The following is a 3,825-nucleotide window of genomic DNA, read 5'->3' as shown; positions in this document are numbered from 1 at the left end:
GGGATAGCCCCCGCCAATCCACCCCCAAGCTCCGCCACACCGTTTCCAAAGGCAGCCCATACTTGGTGGGACAGAAGCCAGAGCCATGCAGCAAAACGGCTGACCCTGCCGCTGCCAGCAGCAAAGCCACCAGCACCCCCAGCGGTGCCGTCCGCGAGCGGCCATCGTAGGGATGGCCAAAGATGATCAAGGGATGAGGCAGATCCTGCCGGGGCAGAAGAGGGCCGTCTTCTGCGTAGGCATCCAACATACCGGCCAGCTCCTCGGCAGTGGGGCGCTTGATGCGGTGGGCAATTAAAAAAGCCCCGATCTGGGCGGGAGTGGCCTCCCCCCGCAGGAGCATTCGAGCAGCGCTGGCGGCCTCTGCCCGGCTGAGATCCTGGTGGGTGTGGGTGCCGCTGCCGATTTTTTTCAACAGCTCGCGAAACTCTTGGCTCATAGCATCGGCGGTCGGGAGCGCTGGGCTACTCAGGATAGGGGGAGATAAGGGCGGAACACTTGAAACTACCGATATGGGTATTTGACCAGAAATTTCTACAAAAGGTCTCTACAAAACCGACAACAGCCCAGCAGAGGGCCAATGGGGATCTGCGCCGGAAGCAGGCTCAGCATTACCAGACTGCCTAATCAGCTGGGCGGCCAACTGCAAAAACCGGCGAATGGGAGGGATCCGATAGCGATCGCTGGTGGTGACCATAACCACCTGTCGCCTCAATAGGGGGGGCTCGGTGGGTCGCACCTGCAAATCCGGATCGGCGCAGCAGTCCACCAGGGCCGACTCCGGCAGGAGGGCAATGAGCTGCCCCTGTCGCACCACCCCCCGAAAGGCATCCAAGGTGTTCAGTTCCAGGGCTGCTTTCAGGGGAAGCCCCTGCCGGGCCAGATGGGATCCCACCAAGGAACGCATAGCATAGCCATCCTTGAACACGGCCTGGGGATACTCCGCCAGCACCTTCCAGGGGATCTGCTCGTAGCGGCTGAGGGGATGGTTGGCGGGCATCAATACTTGAATTGGCTCCGAGTACAGTGGCTCCACCACCAGCTCTGCCCCCCGCGTCATCAGGGGATTCTCCATCACCAGGGCCACATCCACCAGCCCATCCCTGAGCACCTTTAAGGCGCGGTCGCTGCCCAGAGCGGTAACCCGCAACTGCACCTCTGGGTACTCCCGGCAAAACTGTTGCAGCACCGGCGGCAGTTGATGGGCGATCAGGGAATGGATCCCGGCAATGCAGAGCTCAGTTTGCTGGCCCTGCAGCCATTCTCGAATGCTTTCCTGAGCCCGCTGCCATTCTTGACAGATGCGACGGGCATGGGGCAAAAGCCGTTCCCCGGCCACAGTTAGGGCCACCGGGCTTTTGCGATGCAACAGCGGAGCCCCCACCGCTTCCTCCAGGGCCTGGATCTGGCGGCTAATGGCCGATTGGGTCAGACCGCTGAGGCGAGCAGCGGCCAAAAAGCTGCCCGTTTCCACCACGTTCAAAAAGGCTTGCAACAACTCCAGCCGCACTCGGGATCCCTTGATGATGTAGCCTGCCGTGGTGGCATCCTAGCTGGGGAAGCGGTAGGCTTTTGTAAACACCGTTACAAGTTGTTTGTTGGACTGGGGATCCCCAAGCCAGGAGGAGAAGCAGATGGGTTGGGATCCAGCCTTGCTGGAGGGGCTGCTCAACTCTGCCATTCCGCACCTTTTCCCCGCTGCCCAAGTGGCCATCCGCCACAAGGGAAGGTGTATTTACTCAAGGGCGGCAGGTTATCTCGACCCTGAGACCCGGCGCCAACCAACAACCTCGGCCACCCGTTTTGACCTGGCCTCGCTGACCAAGCTCTACACCGCCACCGCCTGCATGGCCCTGGTGGAAGCCGGAGCGTTGCTGTTGGATCAACCGGTGAGTCTCCTGTTGCCGGAGTTTCAGGGATCCCGCCCCATTGCCCCCTATGAAGATCCTCTGCAGCCGGGGAAATGGATTGCTGTGGAACCGGAATCCTTAGGCCAGCTTGTTGCAACAGAACAGGTGACGGTGCGACAGTTGCTGGCCCACACCGCCGGTTTGCCCGCCTGGCGGCCCCTGTTTCGACAGCCCGATGCCGAATCGGCCCGGCACATGGCCCTGCACACCTTTTTTGCCTACAGGCCGGGATCCCGCAGAGTCTACAGCGATCTTGGATTGATCCTGCTGGGGCTGGCTTTGGAACGTCTGAGCGGAACCCCTCTGGATCAGATCTTGCATGCCCGGATCTTGCGGCCTCTGGGCCTGAGCCAAACTCAGTTTTATCCGGGGGATCCTTTCGACCCACCCCCTGTCTCTGTCTCTTGTGCCCCCACCGAGCTGTGTCCTTGGCGAAAGCGCCGCCTACAGGGGCAGGTTCACGACGAAAATGCCGCCCGCCTGGGCGGGATCGCCGGCCATGCCGGACTATTCGCCACGGCAGAGGAAGTAGCCGCTTTCGGAGAGAGTTTTTTGACGGGATCCCTGCTGCAGCCCCAAACGGTGAGGGAAATGACCCGCGAGCAGTTGCCTCGGCAAGGTGATGCGCACTGCTGTCACGAGCGCCGGGGTTTGGGGTTTGCCTTGCGCTCTCCGGATCCCTTGGCCAGCAGCTCCCCGTTCAGCCCCAGCGCCTTCGGCCACACCGGCTTCACCGGAACCTCTCTGTGGATCGATCCAGAGCGGGAACTGGTGGTGGCGCTGCTCACCAACGCCGTCTACCACGGTCGGCGGGAGAACGGGTTCCAGGCTTTCCGGGTTGCCTTCCATCAGGCCATCCTAGAGGGGCTTTCTTGATCATTGAGTCCCTGACCGTTCCCGCTAGGGTGCCGTAGGCATAACCGAGGCTGAGGTGGACGAGACCTTTTACCGACAGTTGGCAGATATGCTCTCCCGCGGGCCGCTGGTGGTGGCCACCGTGATCCGCACCCAGGGATCTGTGCCTCGCCAGGCGGGGGCGAAACTGGCTGTGGGATCCGATGGCACCCTGTTGGGCACTGTTGGCGGTGGGGCTGCCGAAGCGGAAGTCATTGCCCGAGCGCAAACCCTTTTGAGGCTGCCGTTCCCGTTGGCGATGGCGAGAGCAGCGCGGAGCACTTCGGCAAGACGGAGTCCTGGCCGGCTGGGATGCCGGTTTCCCTCGATCTCAACAGCCCTCCCTTGGGCGTTTGCGGGGGACGGATGCACATTTGGCTACAGCGATGGCAGGGATCCCTTGCCCAAACATTGGCGGCCCAGATCCTCCAGGCTCTGACCCAAGGGCCAAGGGCTTGGCTGATCACCCCCCTCGATCCCCAGGGGTTCCCCTACCTCAGGCTTGGCGACAGCAATGTGGAGCACTTTGCCTCCCTGCCATCCCGCCCACAGCTCCTCGCGGGATCCTGGGTCGAGCCCCTCCTCCCTTCCCCCACCCTGCTGATCGTCGGAGCGGGCCACTGCGGCCTGTCCCTGGCCCAGATCGCCCATTTGGCCGGCTTTCGCATTTGGGTTCAGGACGATCGCCCGGATTGGGTAACCCCTCAGCGCTTTCCCGTTGCCGAGCGGCTGTGCTCAGAACCCTTTGCCCAACTTATCCCCCATCTGCACAGGATCCCGCAGCTCTACATCGCTCTTGTGACCCGCAGCTACAGCCTCGATTGCCAAATCCTGCGGGCCATCTACCACTCCGGCCTGACCCCCCACTACCTGGGGATGATCGGCAGCCGCAAGCGGGTACAAACCGTACTGCGAACCCTGGCCCAGGAAGGGATCCCGGAGACCGCCTTCAGCTAGAAATCGCAGGAGCCCCGCACTGTACCCGTAGGGTCAGTGTCGGGAGGAATGCGGAAGTTACGAT

Annotated in this window: 4 protein-coding genes and 1 pseudogene; 3 read left to right on the top strand and 2 right to left on the bottom strand. The window is 62.2% G+C overall.

Annotation, left to right across the window (positions count from 1 at the left end):
* Together NW837_RS03150 and NW837_RS03145 are read right to left on the bottom strand one after the other, a co-directional pair.
* Window positions 1-439, bottom strand: a pseudogene (locus NW837_RS03150) (hypothetical protein); the annotation flags it as partial.
* A gap of 108 nt (window positions 440-547) precedes the next feature.
* Window positions 548-1,510, bottom strand: a complete 963-nt coding sequence (locus NW837_RS03145; RefSeq protein WP_414329225.1) for a LysR family transcriptional regulator — start codon at window positions 1,508-1,510, stop codon at window positions 548-550.
* 124 nt (window positions 1,511-1,634) lie between these two features.
* Here NW837_RS03145 and NW837_RS03140 point away from each other — a divergent pair, with 124 nt between their 5' ends.
* The 3 genes from NW837_RS03140 to NW837_RS03130 are packed head-to-tail and all read left to right on the top strand — an operon-like array spanning window position 1,635 to window position 3,761.
* On the top strand, window positions 1,635-2,786 hold the full coding sequence (locus NW837_RS03140) for a serine hydrolase domain-containing protein (RefSeq protein ID WP_414329224.1): 1,152 nt from the start codon (window positions 1,635-1,637) through the stop codon (window positions 2,784-2,786).
* A gap of 55 nt (window positions 2,787-2,841) precedes the next feature.
* Entirely contained in the window at window positions 2,842-3,243 is a 402-nt protein-coding gene (locus tag NW837_RS03135) for an XdhC family protein (RefSeq protein WP_414329222.1), read from the top strand.
* The gene (locus tag NW837_RS03130; RefSeq protein WP_414329221.1) at window positions 3,171-3,761 is read left to right on the top strand and encodes an XdhC family protein; all 591 of its coding nucleotides are present in this window, start codon (window positions 3,171-3,173) and stop codon (window positions 3,759-3,761) included. The genes NW837_RS03135 and NW837_RS03130 overlap by 73 nt, the downstream gene beginning before the upstream one ends.
* Window positions 3,762-3,825 lie beyond the last annotated feature (64 nt).

The sequence above is a fragment of the Synechococcus sp. R6-10 genome (assembly GCF_047461815.1).
In the GTDB taxonomy this organism is placed as follows: Bacteria; Cyanobacteriota; Cyanobacteriia; order Thermostichales; family Thermostichaceae; genus Thermostichus.
Note: the sequence above shows the minus strand (reverse complement) of the source record. Positions and strands in the feature narration are given on the sequence as shown.

Excerpts from the sequence above, each read along its gene's own strand:
- NW837_RS03140 (WP_414329224.1), top strand. The coding sequence starts at position 1,635 with ATGGGTTGGGATCCAGCCTTGCTGGAGGGGCTGCTCAACTCTGCCATT.
- NW837_RS03130 (WP_414329221.1), top strand. The coding sequence starts at position 3,171 with ATGCACATTTGGCTACAGCGATGGCAGGGATCCCTTGCCCAAACATTG.